Raw genomic sequence first — 17,347 nt, 5'->3', positions numbered from 1 at the left:
ATTCTGCACCTCGCTTGGTAGACTTCGAGATGAGTCTACCGCAGCACCTAGCCGGACAAGAATGCAGAACGGGTATGTACCCACAAATTTGTGTTAACGACCGGACGGACAATTCGCGCCAGCCAGCCGGAAGCGTCCCCGACATAGTGTCCGAAATCTGGATGTGCAGACTGCGAAGGAACGGACGACTTCTCCACAGGGTCCTGATGAAAGCGAATGGCGATAGATCTTAAAGCGCCAAGCAAGTACGTGGACTGTTCTTGAAACCAATCCTTCCAACGACGCAGGGTCGCGTCGTCCGCAGCTACAGTGGATGCCGCCTCCGATTGAGAAACGACATGCTCTAGGCATTCTGACTCGTACCGCTTGAAGGGTACCACGCAATCTGGAAGCTCATGATGGATCTTGCGACACTTGCAGCAACGCATTCGGCGGATGACGAGCACGCGGGGGTCTCCGCCCCCGCTCACGATCTTCCGCTTACGGCTGCCGATGACATGAAGCTTTTCTCCACAGCAGGGAGAGGGAACCATTTCTGCACATCTAACTGAAAACACCGGGTGACTTCTCAACCAGCTCATATTTTGATACAATGATCATGTTGGTTTTTTGAGGGGTGCATCCCGTGAGCCTGTTCCAGCAGGCCCACACACATGGGAGGCATCCTTTTCCTTTTCTATGATATGGTCATTATATTCAGCAACTCCCGGACAGGCAATCCCGTCAGCTATTGGACGTTAACTTCTAGCGGCAACAGTATTACGTTGTCTTTCACCTTAGACAATGAAATTCGAACTCCATAATGTCAATATGCTTACAAGAAAGCACTCTCGGTTCAACTTCTCCTGGAAATGGATTCATAAAACGATAGTTGACTCCCTGTTGACTTCGACGCCCTTGAGCACAACGCAAACAAGTACATCGCCATATGAGCGATGTACTTCGAGTCACACACTGCTATGCCAATTACGCCTTCTCCTCTTCCCACGTAGCCACAGGATTCCCACTATCAGAACTCCAATCACTCCAGCTGTCATCTGTCATATGAAAATGGTTTCAAGCAAGTCACATTGAGTCGTGTACAGACACATGATCGAGAGTAAGGAGCTTGCTTTCAACATGTTTATTCATTATGCCGGCGCAGCTGAGAGTGAAACACCCCGGTTCAAGGTCGCCGTCGCCAAACCCAGGTTACCTTGCACTCTGGCGCCATTGGTTCAGAGAGCGAGAGATGTAGGCGGCGCAGGGAGTATAGCCCCAAGGTGAGCGAGTTGCGCGGAGCGCCGGAGTTGCTGACCTGCCAGAGACAGAGCCGACAAGCAAAGCCCGACCACAAACTGCATAAAAACAATAGAAAATACAGCCCCCAACCCAGCAAATCTACCGACAGCTAACGTAAGAAAAGCCTGACCTAAATCAAGCAGCCAACCACAATGACTTTAAATACAGCGCCCCAATATCATGTAGCCAAACGAACAACATGCAAGCTTGAAACTTGCAATACAACAGCATGTCCAAGATGTCCAAGTGTGTCCAACAAGTTTGGACACGCCTCACTCTCTCGCCGACGAGAAGCTAAATACATAATTGTCCAAATGTCCAAAAAAAATAATACTTTTAAAAGTAAAAGGTTCTCTCCTTCGTTTGTGCTCTCATTCTTACATGTTTTTAGATATCCCTTGTTTCCGAACACATGGACTGAGATGCCTTAACTCACTCGTGGGCAAAGATTTCGAGCATGTCCAAAACTCTTGGACACTTTGGACATAATATTTGCGAACCCATTTGCTGACAAACTGCCCTCGCAATAATGTATACTGGATAATTGTGACCAAGAACTGGACACAAATTATGAATCTGTAGAGTCTCACTTTTTATGAAGGACTAACCCACTCCATGTATCTCAAAGCCCTTCTTCTATCTCGAAACAGCTGACCCTGAAGGCATTAAATCAATGATTCTGCTTCTAGGGAGCAAAACTATAGTACATCCCTCTCACGTAACTCCGACGACCCACCACCAGCGGGTCCAAGCCAACAGAACTCAAGAACGCTTGCCAACAAGGCGGTTTAACGTCGTTTAACTGAGTTAAAATGGGTTTAACTCCTTTTTTGTGAAATTGTTTTCAGCACGCTACAGCTTCAAGAATGTACAGCTTTTGGTTCCACGGGGGTATTGACCTTGCCTTGAAATAGTAGACAGCAAGAATCCCTCAGTTACAACTGTTTGTCTAAACATCTATACCACCTTAGATTGCATGAATGGCGGGATATAACCGTTAGAGGAATGTGTCCTCCGACGGTTGTAGAAGAGCTCGATATACTCAAAAACGGCTTTCTTAGCCTCAGCTCTAGTCTTAAAATGACGTTCATTGAGCCATTCCATCTTGAGTTTACCCCAAAAGGATTCCATGGGCGCATTGTCATAACAATTACCCTTGCGACTCATACTGCAAATGAATCCATTCCTTTTCAAAAGTCGTTGGTATTTCTTGCTGGCGTATTGAACGCCACGATCTGAATGAACGATCAATCCTTTTGTGGCTCCTGTACGGCCAACAGCCTGTTTTAGAGCGGCTGATACGAGTTCCGTCTTCATACGACTGTCCATGGCCCATCCAACAAGGGCTCGGCCATGCAGTTCCAGCACACCTGCTAGATACAGCCAGCCTTCATCGGTAGGAATGTAGGTAATGTCTGAAAGCCACTTCTCGCAAGGTTTGCTGGTTTTGAAATTTTGATCCAACAAGTTATCTGCCACTGGCAGATTATGTTTGGAATTCGTTGTTGCTTTGTACTTCTTTACCACTTTAGAACGGATCCCGTTTGCTTGCATAAGTCGGGCTACACGACCTCGACTTGCTTTCTGGTCAGCCGGCAGATTCTTAGTGATTTGCAATGAGCCATATATCCTGTGGCTTTTTATGTGAATGTCTCGTATGGTATCGAGCAGCTTTCGGTTTTCGACACTTCGATTGCTCTCTGGACGTTTGATGTATGCATAGTAGCCGCTTCTAGAGACGTTGAGGGCCTGGCACATTTTTGCAATCCGAAATTCGAAGCGGTGTTCATAAATAAACTTGAACGTGTTTATTTCAGATTTTTCGCAAAGTAGGCTGCCGCCTTTTTTAGGATTTCATTTTCTTCCTTTAGATCAGCGAGTTGCTTGCGCAACTTACGCATTTCCTCATCCTCGGCTTTTAGATTGCCGCTGCCAGGAAATGAATGTTCACCGTCTTGTTTATAGACCTTAACCCAGTCTCTAACCGTTGTATAATGTACACCCAGATCCTTTGCAGCTTCTGAAACCGTTGATTCTTCAGCCAAAATACGCAGGACGACCTGCTCCTTAAATGCTTTGTCGTATTTTTTCCCTTGTCCCATTTGAACCCCTCCATGTTTTATTATAGAGGTTTTCTTCGTGTCCATCTATTCGGGGCAAGGTCAAGAGCGAGCTACCCTAAAAACTATACAAATGCCACTTCCAAATATAAAAATAAAACCAACAAAAACAACGAAGAGGCTGTCCCTTAGTCTCGAGGACTTACTGGACAACCCCTTAAATTTTCAACTACCTTTCCCTAGGCTCGACCATTTAACGCGAATATCTTCATAATTCGACTGCTTTCCAATGGTTCCAAGTGTGCTAGATCATTCCTGGCGTCATATACGAGACGGAATGTGCTCTCATCCCCTTCATGGCGGAACCCGCTCGATTTGAAATAGTAGTACCACATATGTCTAAACTCCATGTCGTACGGCGATTGCAACACCTTATCGAAATCATCTATTACGGGAAACATATCCTCTAAAGCAGTTCCATACCGCTCAATGAAGTCTCGACGTACCCTCTCAATGATCGGGAAGATCGTTTGGATCTGCGCTTCCCATACGATCTGTTCCAGAATCCCTCTCTCGCTCACTAGCCTTGCCGCCTCTTCATGGGCGGGCACCAGTCTCAATAATAATCCTCGCAAATCAAGCGCGGCTTCTTCTGTAGCCAGTGCACTGCATAGATCAGGATTAGTGCCCGCAATTCGGGAAGCGAGCAATGCAATATATTCTCGTACCACCGACGACAGATGCTGGCGCTGCGCTATGCAATACGATGCGAACAATTGCATATCATAGCTCGTGAAGTACTCCCCCCATCTTAGCATCGTTACACCTTTGCGCGATTGGGCAAGTGGAGCAACGCCACTGTACGTAAGGATAAACAAACCTTTGTGCATAGTACTAAATTTCGCGTATTCTATGGCGGTATCGATCCATTCCCTCCGCAGATTGGCATTCCTTACAATGAACGCGCGATCAGCGAGCAAGTGATGCTTCGCTATGTATTCGATACGACTGCCGTCCATCGGATGATAATCGCTCCGGGGAGCGTATCTGTTCATCAGCGTTTCGCCAATCGCAACATTATCGCCCCAATTCTTGGCATGGAGGTTCTCAATCTGAAGACTGCTATCCCACTGCCGTATTCTATCCTGCAATAGAAGGAAGAAGTGATCCATGTAGGGGGCTTCTTCGATTAGAAGGACCTTTCCGCTTTCTGCCGCCGCTACTGTATCATGAAAATAGCGAGTGGCGCCTGAGATGAAGTTCCACCAAATCAGCTGTTGATCCATCTGATTACTTTACCCCCAGCTCGTATAGTTGCTCGAAGAGTTCGAACTCACTGCTGCCCAGCATCTGAAGAAAGCTATGACGATTGAATACGTACTTGTCAGAGCCGCGTGTCTCCCGGCGGATAATATTTAGCTCATCCATCTCTTCGAGCAACGCTGCCACACTGCTTTTCTTCAAGTTTGTAATCTGGTCAATCCCAAACTCGTTGCAGATTAGGAGAATATCCTCAACCGAAGTGCCCGGACTGGTGTTTGAAGAGTAATAGCGATAAGCGGTCACTTTCGCCAACGTTTCGTACAGGTTATCAGAACCTAGCTTTAGCGTAATCCGGAATTTGTTCTCGATCTCGATTAGGAATTCCTTCTGACCAAGCAGTGTCTTGATATACTTCTCGTCAAGCAAATACGGAGGGTTCATGTTCTCGTTGTAATTGCCGTTTCGGTAGCTGTCGCTGATTGCCTCGATAAGCTTCTCGCAATAAAAGTGAATGAGCCCCGGATAATAGTTCGTCTTCGCCAGTATTAGATTGATGATGTCTTCGCCATTCTCCTCGATCCGAAAACCCAAGTAATGCAACGGCCGCAACAGCAGGTCGCGAGCATCCAAGTACTTAAGCGGCCGAATCGTAATATGTCCGAAATGAGCTAATACGCTGTTACCGCCCAGCCTTTGCTTGTCGAACCGGATGACGTCTCGAAGACCGGCCAGTACGAACTTAAACTGTCCATTGAAAGTATTCTTCAGCTCCCGCAAAATTTCCAACGGCACGTTGCCGCCTTCTTCGCAACTGGACAAAAAGGCATCTGCTTCGTCAAGCAACAGCATGAACTTATAGATGGGCGTGTCTGTCGAAGTAAGTCGTTTGCGCAGCGCCATCCGTAACTGTTCCCATGTGCCACAAGGCTCCGTCAAGACTTTTTCGTAAACCAACGCTTCGCTAATGCTCCTTAGCGAAGCGTTAGCATCCTTTTCCCTCAAGTCTACAAAGACCGCATAACGGCCTTTGTCCGGGTTGTGCTCTCGGTTTTTGGACTCTTGAAGCAATGCCGTCTTGCCAAGTTGTCGACCTCCGTAAACAAATATCGGCCCGTTTAAATCCCTGATCTTGTCCAACTCATCGGTTCTTCCAATGAACATCTCAGGAGAGATTCTGCCTACCGGTATATATGGCTGAATCTTACTCGATGGAAGGGTAACCATTAGAAACGCATTTCCCCGTTCGATCTGGCTGTATCCGGCAAGGAACAACGCCATAACCCGGTCGATGACGACGACAATTCCCGGGAATGACTTCAGCTTGATAGACTTGGCCAACAGCTTGCGATCGGCCAGCGACAGTGCATAATCCAGAATGACGATCGTCGCCGATCCGTTGCCTGCATCATGTCGCGCGACTTCGTCCAGTAAATTATCGGCAGTACGAACACCCGCCATCGTTAGGATCCGCAAGCCTTTTTGCACGGCGTCCGTCCCGAATTCCTTGAACGGGTGCGGATAATGGCTAAGCAACGCATCCTGCGCGGCCGGATACACCATGAATTCATTGTCGTCCAGCCGATCGACGTGCCTGATGCGATGGAACAGCAACTGCTCCATAAATTCTTTGATATGGTCTGGATGAAGCTTATACCACTGTCGAATGAATCGGTCCGCGCTGGCCACATTACGGTTATTCTGATTCGAGAACAGCATTTTTCGAACCGATTGGTCGTATGTCCGGTACAGATCCACATTTTTATGTGCGTTGCAGCTATTAAAGAGTGCTTGATAATTGTTGTGGAACTGTATAAGCAGATCGCTGTCGAACATCTGGATAGACGAAGTGTCCTTGTAACCGGACGCTGCAAGTTGAATATAGTCTTCGGCCACCGTCATGTTACGCTTTTCGAGAGCCATCTCGATCTTCTTAAGGATCGGCCACTGCCGCAACACCTCTTCGTCGCCGATCTGCTCTTCGCGCTCCTCTTCGCGAAGTATGTCGCTCTTCAGAGCGTTCAACCGGCTACGCATCGCTTCCACCCTGATATCCGCACGTTGGACTATGCTCATTCTGCATGTATCCAACAGCCTCTTAAAGAATCCTGCGTTATGCGTCTGCTCCGCGTGCTTCTTGGCAGCTTCTGCCAGTCGAATATACCCGTACATCTCGTCGTTGCTGGACATCTGTCCATAGTTTTGTGCGAGTTCTACTTCAGTTCTAAACTCTTCGTTATATCTGTCCAGTTGTTGCATGGCGCGTCGGCGGGTATCCTTCACCGTCGCCTCGTTCGCCCACTCTCCGGGCCTACGGGTAATGAGATCATAGGCCCCCATGTTGTATTCACGCAAAGCCTGGCTGGCTGTATCCTCCCAAGTTCGCTGCCCGGCATTAGAATGTTCCAGTAACCTCTCCCATAACCGGTATCCGGGAATCGGTCGCAAGTCCTGTAGCCATTCCCCATCTCTGAATGGCTTATAGTCTTCGCTAAGCTCTACGCTGACGGACAATAACAAAGGTTCATAGAACCGTCGATTCGTCTCACCCAAAGCGCCGTCCAGTACTTGCTGGAAATGCTCAATCGTTGAACGGAGCAAGGTATGTCCCGCTTCATGCCAATTATCGGTCGTGTCCTCAAGCTGAAGCAAAGCTTCTTGCATCAGCTTCTTGGAGCGATTGCGGGTCTTGCTCGCCAGCTCTGGGGAAATATCCGTAGTCCCTCTCTTTGCATTTAGCGCATTGCGACAAGCGTAGCAGCGCAAGAGCAGTTCCGTTGCATCACGAAGCCAGCTCCGCATCCGGCTGCGATATGCACCCTTCAACATGTCGCTCTTATCGTTTGACGCCTTCATGTTCATCCCTGCCCAATAACGATCGATATATTGCTCTAGCTTGGCCTCATTCGGGTTAAGCTCTAAGCCAATCCATTCTCCACTCAGCGAAATATCCGTGAACTGCTGGCATATGTCACGTAATTGTGATAGTGGAGTATTATGCGCTTGCTGGAGATAACTGGTCATAACCCCGCTGTTGCCGTAGAGATCAACCGCCATCTGTTTTACCTTACGATGGTTAATCTCCGTCGAGACATTGCGTGGGAACACGGTTTTCAACATTTCGCCGATCTGGTGACGGTTCTGATCTAGCGTATTGTTGATGCCGAGTTGGTTGCGCACGTCAGAAGAGGTACAATATTTGATTCCAATATTATAACGTTCGATGAATGCCCAGAAATAACTGATGAGTTGCTTGATACCCGAATAGCTTTCCATAACCTGGCTTGACAAATCGCTATTAATCTGCCGCCAGCGATTGTTCAATCGATAATCGTTTGGAGCGTCAGGATCGAAGAATAGTCTAAGCCACATTGCGGCCTGCAGGTAATCGTCCAACTGCTCATAGGATCCGAATGGCAGTTCGACGGGCAAATCGGCGAGCAGATGAACGTCCGTCTCACTCCACAATGGATCTCTCACAATATATGAGATTTTATTCCTTAGAACTGCGACTGTATCCGAATGCTCTGCCGCTTCGTGAAGCAGCAACATGCCTTCTGCACGGCGGCCAGAAATGAACATTCGCATGGCCGTGTCGACAATGAGTTGCAGTTCGTCCGTTCGAATTGCAGCAGATTGCTCGACAACTCCTTCTCCTTGTTCTTCTAACGGATGAGAATTGTCGCCCGCCAATATTGACTCCGAATTGAATTGCTCCTGCTGAGTGACAGCGGATATTTGCAACGTTTCTTCTCCTTTATTCTCTGACTCGAGATCCTGCAGCCCGAACAACGTGGCAAACTGATCTTCTCCCCGTCCATCTCCAATGAATAACTTATCGTTTTCGATAAGAAGGAAATACACCGACCGATCCGTGCGAGACAGAAGTTGAGCCCATAGTCCCCCTTCCTCTCGGGTTGAGACGATCATCATTGGACTGATTCCAGTGTGTTGCTTCAGTATCTCGATAACCTTATCGCAATCGCCCCTCATGTCAACTGCGTTCAATAAGCCGGGAATTAGCAAGAACCGTTTATCAGTCTGCTTATCAAAAAGCTCTCGGTGCGGAAACGGCATGATTCTTGGAGGATTGACGAATATCCGTTTCGGAAGACATGCAAAGAAGAGCTCCTGTACGCGATTGAACAGACGAAGCCTGAATGCAATCTCTTTTCTCTGATCCGCATATAATACTCTTGGCTCATCCTCCGGGCGGAAGTAAAGCTTGGTACCTACCCGCGTCTGTATGAATTTACGACTTGAATCCTTACGGAACGCTGCTGCTCCATAGGCGCTAAGCGTATAAAAGATATCGGAGTCGGAGCGAAGGGTAATCGTATGTATTGACACGTAACCCTTCTGATAGAGTTTATTCAAGTTATCTTTAACAGATTCAAGTATGTTTGGCTCGGAGTTGTCTCCGCGCAGTTGTCCTGCAAATATATCTAACTGACTTTGCGCCACGGCTCCATTATTATAAAGATAACTTAACAGGATTAATGCTAACCGCGGACGAACCGAGATTTGCTTCAAATCCCCTTCAAACCGATTCGCCGAGAAGTTGTCTGCCAGTTTCCTCTTTTCCATAATATCGTATTGGAGCACGGTGAAATCGATTGCCCCACCTGTATGACGCAAGCCCTCCAGGAAATCATTGGAATATTTCACGAGCGGTTCAGCTTTCATCCCGTCCATTATGGCTTCGTATGCAGCTGCACCTTCCGCTCCTGCGTCTGCTTCGATGGTCAAGATAGAATCATCGATTTCCGACAGGCCTTCAGTCAGCTTTGCGAAAGTACTATCCTCAGGCACAGCAAGCTCGACCACGGCAATTGAGGGCTCATCCAGCCGTAATGATAGCCAACCCTGCTCAAGCGCATATCGAGTTGCAAATCCAATGGATTTCGTAATCTGCTTGAATGTGTCTAAGTGAACAGTCTCTGCATCGGGATACTCAATGATTTGAATTACTGCTTGGTATACTTCCCACACTTCCAATAGCTGATCTTCGCTATCCGAGTCTAGCAACTTACTCGCGGTCGCTTGTTGGAGTGAGAATTCATCGAGTACCTCTTCATTAGAGCAATGCAAGCGAGTGAACAATCGAACTACACCCTTCGCTTGCTCGAGCTTTGACGACTGGTCTATATCCTGGATAAACCAATTCAACTCTGTCATGGTAGAAGGTTTCTGATTGGAAATTGGAAGTTTGCTCAAAAGTTCGTCTTGAATTCGAAATACTGTCGATAAGATCAATAATAGATCGTCCAGAGCATCTACGGGCCACAAATCATCTGAATCCGCGATTATTGAAAGCCTTCTCACATGTTCAATCACTTTTTGACGAGCCTGCTCCAATAGTTGCATTTCTTGACTTAAACTATTTGTCTGTGCGATATGATTCTGAATTCCCATCACCCCTCCACAATGTATAGTTCTATTATACTATACACCATATTCTTCCTCTAGCAGAAATTAGGATATGAAACAGAATACCTATAAATAAAGATTGGATTTCACCCGTCAAGATAAATATGTAAGAAGCTGACGACTGTCGCTTATATAGAGCTATTCCTTCACGCTTAACTTCAGGGCAGAGAAGACTTCGAAATATTGCTGACGATGTGCTCAGTCGGCATTTAAAAACGAACTAGAGCTCACATCGATTTCGGCAGTTGAGCTCAGTCGTAAGCACAACCAGGTAAATCTAGAACTCCTGATACGGGCTTTAAGAATATAGATGCAGCTTTTCTTTTTCGAGGATCATTGCGTTGACTCCCGAGCACCGAAGCCATAGCTTTGGCAGCCTTTTTGATTTCATTTTTTAGAAAAGCCATTCGTATGCGAACGGCAGCAGCAACACGCGAACGATTGACTTCTGTTGTGATTACCTTAAATAACCATTTTGTTGACTCCTTGTTGAATAAACACTTTTGATTTTCGAGTCGTTGACTTGGCTTTATCAATTCCATGTAGTAATCCGGCCCTCATTGTGTATATGGTGGGGAGCAGTGACATGTGAGGGTCTGTACAGCGCATTGGTAAACATACAAATAAGTACTTAGTACGAAATTTAATAAGAGTATTTTCACAAATCAAGCGTTGACTCCGTGTTGACTTCGAACATAAAAAATACATCGCCCAAGGCGCTTGGCCCACATGGCGATGTATTCGAGATTCGCATACTACTATGCGTCGTTTGGTTTTTCTTCGTCTCCAACAGCGATGGGATTGTCAGCCCAGCTAATCCAATCACTCCAACTCCCCGCATAAAGCTTCACATTGCGGAAGCCCGCTTCTTGCAAAGCAAAAACATTCGGCGTAGCCGTCACGCCAGAGCCGCAGTAGACGATGATTTCGTCGTCCTTGGACAATCCTGCGAAGCGCTCGGCTTGCTCCTTAGGCGACTTCCACGTGCCGTCGGCGCGTTTGCCTTCGTTCCAGAAGCGGTTGATCGCGCCTGGAATATGTCCCGCCGCCGGATCGAGCGGCTCCACCTCGCCACGATAGCGAGGCGCTTCCCTTGAATCGATCAGCACCGTGCCGGCTTTGCCGATTCGCGCCTTCACATCTTCCTGACTCACCAATAGCTCGTCCCGTACATCAGGCGTAAATGTCACTCCCGCAACTAACTCAGGAACTTCCGTGCTAACCGAATGACCTGCCGCTTGCCAGCCTGCGAATCCGCCCTCAAGCAGATAAACTTGCCCATCATGCCCTAGCCATTGCAGCAGCCAGCGCAGGCGTGAAGCCATCGCACCGCCTTGATCATCATAGGCGATTACCGTTGTATCATTGCCGATCCCAATCCGTCCAAGTACAGCAGCTAGCGCTTGCGGCTCCGGCAGCGGATGGCGGCCGCCCTCTCCATTCGGACGCTTCGGTCCGGATAGGTCATGACTTAAACTTACATAATAAGCACCTGGAATATGCGCCTCCGCATACGCCCTCGCACCCGCTTCTGTATCGTTTAACGCATACCTCGCATCCACGATAACCGTACCTTCCACGCCCAACTGTTCAAGCACCCAATCCGCTTTTTTGAAAAAAGTCACTCCGACCAGCTCCTCTACCCTTTATTTATCATCATTCATTTATCATCATTCATTTACCCGCATTTCATTATCACTCACTTATCTGCATTTCATTTCACATTCTCAATCACTTATCTGCTTTTCTTTTCACATTATCATCACTTACCAGCGCTTCATTCCCTACTATCTACCACTTACATGCATTTCCTATCCTTCACTTACCGCTCCCCGCTTCAACAACGGAGCAAAAAAAGCACCCGTCAGCGCTATCGCCCGCTCCAAATCATCGGTTGTCCCAGCAAAAGGATGCACCGCTCCGAATGTATGATTAGCATCCTCTAGCGCCGCGAAGCGATGGTGGGGAGCCGCATTTTGCAGCTTGCGATAACCCTCAAGAAGCCGCTCTGAATCCTGCTTGCCTTGAATGAATAGCACTGGCGTGCGAAGCGCTGCCGCTTTGGCCGTAATATCGAGCCGCTCCTTGTTGCGGTCTAGATCCTCAAAGAAAGCAGCGCCAATCGGCATCTGCTGCTTTGTTCTCGCATTTTCCACATAACCCACACCGTCCTGCAGCACCTGCTCGCGGAACGCGGCTCCGAACAGGTTGACATCAGCGATCCCGTTCCAGGTCACGACGCCGCGTATTTCGGGATGCTCTGCCGCGAACAGCACGCTGTTCCCGCCGCCTCGGCTATGGCCAACGACAAAAATCTGCTCGTTGTCCAGCCGCTCCGCCAGCGGAAGCCCGCCTTCCAGCACAGCCGACAGTACGGCTGACAGATCCTCTTGCTCCTGTGAGTAGGTGTTCTGCCCGAACTTATCCAGCTCGTCAAAATCATGCTCATTCACGCCGTTATGCGAGAAATTAAACGTAACGACCGCAAAATCCTGCCTCGCGAAGCGCTCGGAAGCATACGGGAAGAATGCCCAATCCTTGAAGCCCTTAAAACCGTGCGCAAATAGGAGGACAGGCCTCTGCCCTCCCTCCTCTTTCACTCTTATATCGCCTCGAACATACACGCCCGGGTTCAGCTCCAACGTAAACGTCTGATGCAAAATGCTCGCCTTGCTCATTAGCAGCACCTTCCCCATCACTATTTTTTGATAAAATGGCCATCTGGCTCTGACTGTATCGTTGCTGCAATCATCATATCATTAAAGCATAGTGTGGAGGTAGGATTAACATTCGACTTTCACAAGACTCGGCGAGTTCGAGCGCATCAGCGGCCACAAAATGTCCGACGATCGCATCGTTCTAGAATAACGTTTAGCGGACATAAAATAAAAACCGTCAAAGGGCAATGAACCCCTTGACGGCTTCTTCTTGTTATTCTGTAATTTGAAAGTCTGCAAACTGGATTTTTGCTTCCTGAATGCCGGTAAACAATTTGCGGTAAATGCCCCATTTAGGACGATTAATAGTGGCCCCGGATCTCCAGTTGTCCTTCGTTCCGCTGTATGACATCAAGGTCGTTCCGTCCAGCTTTTTGAGTGTCATATTGATCGAGCCGCTTTCGCTATGCTTCAAGGTAACTGTGGCTTCAACCCATTGACCGTCGATATTGGAGAACGCTGTTTGCGCCAACGTTTGTACCTGAGAAGCATCGGATCCGATCGGGCTATGCTTGAATTTCAAGTTGCCGCCATCGACCGAGAACGTCAGAATCGGATAACCATCGTCCCCATCTACCGCCTTTACTTGGAAAATATGATGGAAGTTTCCTGAAGGAGATTGCGGATAAGGGCTCATCGGACGGAACTTCCACTTATACGTAGTCGTTTGGTCCTTTGAAGCCGTTGCATTGCTAGGCGACCCTTTGTACGCTTTAACCTCGACACGCTGTCTGTCCGTATTCGATCCGTCGAGGGCAGCCGTGTCCGAAGCGTCTCCCACCCTGAATTGAAATACATTGTTACCCGCGATGTACGATGAGGTCGTTTCGCTGATATGGTAGGAATCCGTCGGACCGTCAACGGGATCGCTGCCCAAATATTGCTGAAAGATTTGCAGCGGCGTCAAGCCGGTGTTAGCGCCATCGGAATTGATGGTAACTGTCGCTGCGTACGCGGTGGTTGCTACTGCGACGATAGATGCGATTGTAATTCCTGCGATGAATGATTTCATCTTCCTGTTCATAAATATAACCTCCAATGTTTTAGTGTTCTTGATCATGCATGCTTAATGCTTTTACAAGATATGAAATTTAAAATTAAAGCGCTTTCACCTCCTTGTGCCTATCATATTGGAAAATAAATCTAGTTTGGATGTGATATTTTACGAATAACCTGTATTTTTTTAGCATTAGTAACGACCGCAAAATACTGCCTCGCGAATCGCTCGGAAGCATACGGGAAGAATGCCCAATCCATGAAGCCCTAAAAACCATGCACAAAAAGGAGGACAGGCCTCTGCCCTCCCTCCTCCTTCACTCTTATATCGACTTTCACAAGAAATCTACACCCAAGCGTCATTCGCGTAACCGCGAGCCTCCCAATACCCGACATGCTCGCCTTCTATCAATTCGATGCGATTTAGCCATTTCACCGATTTGTACGCGTACATTTTCGGAACGATAAGACGGACAGGTCCGCCCAGATCGCTCGGGATCGGCTTGCCGTCATGCATAACCGCAACCATCACATCATCCATGTCGGCTTGCTCGAGCGTTAAAGTATCGGTATACACGCCATCGCCTGAATACAGCTTTACCGTTTGCACGCTGGACTTCACACCCGCCATCTTCAGCAGCTCCTTGAGCGGAATGCCCTCCCACGTATTTTTGTACACGGACCAGCCGGTCACGCAGTGAAAATCGCTAACCTGTACCGTTCGCTTCAGCGCCACAAACTGATTCCAATCCCATTTGAACGATTTTTCGACCAGACCATCTATCGTGAACGACCAATCCGCATTCGTAAAAGAAGGGATCGGCGTCACCGTGTAAACGCGGAATTGTCCAATGGCTCCTCCGCCAAGCGGCGGCGCGGATGCTGGCAGCGGCTCTGGTGCCGGAAGCAGCATATTGGCATCCTTTTCGATCAGATTTTCGATCGTCTGGCTCCCGCGAATATCTAATAGCGAGGTACCCAGCCATTTTAGAAAAGAAGGTCCAACCGTAACAGCAAGGCCAACGCCAATGGCTCCGCGAATAAACGCCTTGCGCGTATAAACAGGCTGAGGCGAGCCGGCAGGTTGAATCCTATCCGCTTCCCGCTCATCTTTGATGGTGCGGCGATTCGGTTCCTTCAACCACTTAACCCGGGTGATGGAGTGATAAATGATATACGGAAGGCCGATCCATGTCAGCAAATCATGCACGACTAGCGCAACGTTTGATACACTCGGACCCACCGCTTTGAACTGCCATAACAGAACGCCAGACCCGAACCAGCCGAGCAATAAACCAAGCACCACAAGCACATTATATCGCTGCCACGGCTTTTGCTTTAGCTGCTTCCAATGCTTGCCCGCAAGCAGCAGGTAATAGATAACCGGCATAATCGATGCAATCCCGACGACAATATGCGCCCACTTGATCCATACCCGGACCTCTCCGAGAATGCCCCGCCAGAAGCCGCCTATCAATATAAGTCCGGTCAACGCTAAAATAACGACAATCCAGCCGTTCCAAGCATGAAGCGAAACGAGTTTTTTTCCATAGCCCTTGCGAAGCCGATCCAATTGTCCGCTCATTGCTATGCCTTCCCCCTCATCGGAAACAGTGAAGCTCCGCCATATATTTTCTTCCTCCATTATAACGCCGTTAGGACGCAGATACGACGCCATGAAAGCTTTCTATTTGTAAAAAAGTACAATAGCTTCATTCTTTCATCCACTATTATCACATCTACAACACTCTAGTAGGCTGAAAAGATCAAGAATAGACGTTTTCACCAAGACAAACATCGTGCCGTGACACACCTCCATCTACATACTATGTGGTTATTGTTATGCCAATATCATCATTGGAGAGGACGATTGCATTGCCCAGACGGACGCTAGCTAGTGTTGCGAATGATCTCCAAACCTTAAAGAATCAAATCAGAAGGCTTGAGCAGCCTATAAGATCCAGCAGGTTAGCAAGAAGCGCTGTTACAAGCAGCAAAATTGCTCCTCAAGCGGTAACTAGCTCCAGATTAGCAAGGCAATCGATAACATTAGATAAAATCGCGCCCACCGTCGTAAGAACGCTTACTTCAAGCGTTACGGAAGCCGTTAGCGAGGCTGCAACAGCAGTTGCAACAGCGGCCGCAACCGCCGCGATCACAAATCAAGCCGTTCGCAGTATAGACCTCCAAGGCGCAACAGGAAATCAAGGATCAACAGGATCACAAGGGCCAGCGGGACCACAAGGTTCGGCCAGACTGCAAGGCCCCCAAGGACTTCAAGGTCCGACAGGGCTCCAGGGACCTTCAGGAATAATCGATGTTAGATTTGCGGGGAGCAATGAATCAATTCCATTTTCAATTAATCAAGATACAACAGGATCTGTATTGATCGAGTTAACACTGCCTCCAATTACCATTGCGCCTAATCAGTCGGTAAAATTAGATGCCTTCGCCAATGTTAATTTTGCTAATGTTCAAAGCTATTCCGTTAATAGTTTTATTTCCAGAAATCCGAATGACATTATTGCCGTCAATAATGCCGCTATCTTTCAAAATCCGAATCAACCGGGTTTTGATCAAGCAACGGTAACCACTCCCCTAAACTGGGTAGATCATCCTGCACCAGGAACCTATAATTATTCGTTTACCATTGTCGGGTTCGCTTCTGCCGGATTTATAGAAGCTTCAGTAGATAGTCGAGGATTTACAGCAATGATCATTTCATTAAATGGGTAACAAAAAAAGCTAAAAAACCGCCGCTGAGCGGTTTTTTTAGCTTTTTTCCATCCTATATGGCAACGCTTATTTATGTGTACAAGTCCATTCTATATAGCCAGCCAGCAGTGAACGGCAATGTTCTGCATGTCTACAAATCAACCATTATAACTATCGGTGGGGTAATCGGACTGAAGCATGAGCTGATGGAAATGGTCGATACAGATGCTGCTGTGTTATTATGCTTCTTAGTCATCAGAATGATACCAATGAGCTGGAAGGATTCCATGCACAGCCCCTTTCCAACTACTATAAGCTGGTGAAGGATCCGTCACTACACCGTTAGGGGAATGGCTGCTTAATTGACGCTTCGCATAGTATGCGCTTAATATCAAAGGAATATTTAATACCAATAGAAAGGAGTAGATATTTTGAACAGAAAGCAAGTTTTTACAGGCTCGCCTTGGGAGCCTCTCGTTGGCTATTGCCGTGCCATCCGCATTGGCAATCGAATTGAAGTGGCAGGAACTACTGCTATGAAGGATGGTGAGGTTGTCGGGATCGGGAATCCCTACGAGCAGACGAAATACATTTTGCAAACGATTGAGAAAGCGCTGAATGAGCTGGAGGCTGAGATGTCCCATGTCGTACGGACAAGAATGTTCGTGACTGACATCTCCCAGTGGGAAGAAATCGGCAAGGCTCATGGTGAGTTTTTCAAACATATTCAGCCTGTTGCGACGATGGTGGAGGTAAAAGCGCTAATAGACCCTCTCATGCTTGTTGAAATAGAAGTTGAAGCCATCATTGATTAATAACGTTTGCCTCATTCATTAAAAAGGCCGTGCAGGTGCAGGCTCGATACCCTGCGCTCGCTCGGCTTTTTGA

At 47.8% G+C, this 17,347-nt stretch carries 11 protein-coding genes; 2 read left to right on the top strand and 9 right to left on the bottom strand.

Going from position 1 to position 17,347, the window contains the following annotated elements; genetic code table 11:
• Positions 1 to 47 precede the first annotated feature (47 nt).
• The 9 genes from AC1TPC_RS15670 to AC1TPC_RS15630 form a co-directional block, all read right to left on the bottom strand.
• Positions 48 to 557 carry a DUF6431 domain-containing protein gene (locus AC1TPC_RS15670; protein ID WP_482067759.1) on the bottom strand — a complete coding sequence of 170 codons (510 nt, stop codon included), beginning with the start codon at positions 555 to 557 and terminating at the stop codon, positions 48 to 50.
• Between the two features lie 1,681 nt (positions 558 to 2,238).
• Positions 2,239 to 3,383 (bottom strand): IS3 family transposase gene (locus tag AC1TPC_RS15665; protein WP_482067758.1). Its coding sequence is split into 2 segments (ribosomal slippage): positions 2,239 to 3,119 and positions 3,119 to 3,383, totalling 1,146 coding nucleotides; the frame shifts between segments, so codons are not numbered across the junction.
• 197 nt (positions 3,384 to 3,580) lie between these two features.
• A complete protein-coding gene (locus tag AC1TPC_RS15660) occupies positions 3,581 to 4,627 on the bottom strand; it encodes a hypothetical protein (protein ID WP_482067757.1) in 1,047 nt (348 codons plus the stop codon).
• Positions 4,628 to 4,631: 4 nt separating this feature from the next.
• The gene (locus AC1TPC_RS15655; RefSeq protein WP_482067756.1) at positions 4,632 to 10,016 is read right to left on the bottom strand and encodes an AAA family ATPase; all 5,385 of its coding nucleotides are present in this window, start codon (positions 10,014 to 10,016) and stop codon (positions 4,632 to 4,634) included.
• A gap of 266 nt (positions 10,017 to 10,282) precedes the next feature.
• Positions 10,283 to 10,573 (bottom strand): hypothetical protein, encoded by a 291-nt coding sequence (locus AC1TPC_RS15650; RefSeq protein ID WP_482067755.1) that lies wholly within the window; start codon positions 10,571 to 10,573, stop codon positions 10,283 to 10,285.
• Between the two features lie 216 nt (positions 10,574 to 10,789).
• The gene (locus tag AC1TPC_RS15645; protein ID WP_482067754.1) at positions 10,790 to 11,656 is read right to left on the bottom strand and encodes a sulfurtransferase; all 867 of its coding nucleotides are present in this window, start codon (positions 11,654 to 11,656) and stop codon (positions 10,790 to 10,792) included.
• Between the two features lie 186 nt (positions 11,657 to 11,842).
• A complete protein-coding gene (locus tag AC1TPC_RS15640) occupies positions 11,843 to 12,709 on the bottom strand; it encodes an alpha/beta hydrolase family protein (protein WP_482067753.1) in 867 nt (288 codons plus the stop codon).
• Between the two features lie 253 nt (positions 12,710 to 12,962).
• Positions 12,963 to 13,772 carry a polysaccharide lyase family protein gene (locus AC1TPC_RS15635; RefSeq protein WP_482067752.1) on the bottom strand — a complete coding sequence of 270 codons (810 nt, stop codon included), beginning with the start codon at positions 13,770 to 13,772 and terminating at the stop codon, positions 12,963 to 12,965.
• A 318-nt stretch (positions 13,773 to 14,090) separates the two neighbouring features.
• Entirely contained in the window at positions 14,091 to 15,329 is a 1,239-nt protein-coding gene (locus tag AC1TPC_RS15630) for a molybdopterin-dependent oxidoreductase (protein ID WP_482067751.1), read from the bottom strand.
• Positions 15,330 to 15,586: 257 nt separating this feature from the next.
• Here AC1TPC_RS15630 and AC1TPC_RS15625 point away from each other — a divergent pair, with 257 nt between their 5' ends.
• The gene (locus tag AC1TPC_RS15625; RefSeq protein ID WP_482067750.1) at positions 15,587 to 16,480 is read left to right on the top strand and encodes a collagen-like triple helix repeat-containing protein; all 894 of its coding nucleotides are present in this window, start codon (positions 15,587 to 15,589) and stop codon (positions 16,478 to 16,480) included.
• Positions 16,481 to 16,890: 410 nt separating this feature from the next.
• Positions 16,891 to 17,274: a RidA family protein gene (locus AC1TPC_RS15620; protein WP_482067749.1), complete on the top strand. Its 384-nt coding sequence runs from the start codon at positions 16,891 to 16,893 to the stop codon at positions 17,272 to 17,274.
• Positions 17,275 to 17,347 lie beyond the last annotated feature (73 nt).

Source organism: Paenibacillus sp. Y280 (assembly GCF_056786335.1).
The sequence above is the reverse complement of the archived record's forward strand: the minus strand, read 5'-3'. Positions and strand labels throughout refer to the sequence as shown.